This is a genomic window from Acidithiobacillus ferriphilus, assembly GCF_018854775.1.
Classification (GTDB): Bacteria; Pseudomonadota; Gammaproteobacteria; order Acidithiobacillales; family Acidithiobacillaceae; genus Acidithiobacillus; species Acidithiobacillus ferriphilus.
In genome coordinates, this window is the sequence record NZ_JAAZTY010000239.1 from 1 (window position 1) to 665 (window position 665).

Annotated in this window: 1 protein-coding gene; it reads right to left on the reverse strand. The window is 57.4% G+C overall.

The window, feature by feature from the left end:
• Positions 1–665 (reverse strand): penicillin-binding transpeptidase domain-containing protein (locus HF921_RS12830; RefSeq protein ID WP_264318209.1); only part of this gene is annotated, 665 nt, incomplete at both ends.

The window sequence follows — 665 nt, forward strand, 5'->3', positions numbered from 1 at the left end:
GTGCCCGCCATATTCCACTACCACGGCGACGGCGATTTTGGGGTGATGTACCGGTGCCCAGCCGATAAAAAGAGAGTCGTTGTTATAGATAGTGTGGCCATTTTTATAGCCCACCGGTACTTGTGCCGTGCCTGTTTTCCCGGCAATGGTAATGCCGGGAATGCTGATGGTATGGCAGGTGCCGATGGTGACACAGGCCTCCATACCCTTATGGACGGCATGCATGGCTGTTGCCGAAATATGCAGATTAACGGGTTGCGCATGAGGAATGGCTTTTGTCTGACCAGTGCTCTGGTTGATGAGCGCTTTGGCGACCTGGGGCTGAACCAGATAGCCGCCGTTGGCGAGGGCGGCGACCGCGCGGGCTAATTGTAATGGCGTTTCCAGCAAATAACCCTGACCAATTCCGAGAATGACGGAGTCTCCCGTGTACCAGTGCGCATGCAGGTGCTTACGTTTCCAGGCGGGGGTCGGCACCAGGCCATCGGCGCCGCCCGGCAGGTCGATGGGAGGAGTTTTGCCGAAGCCGAATCGCCACAGGGTCTTGTCCTGCAGGGCGATGCCCATTTTCACCGCGAGCTTGTAGTAAAAAACATCTACCGACCAGGCCAATGCCTTGGTCAGGCCGGTGTTGCCGAATCCCGCCCGATTCCAGTCCCAATAGG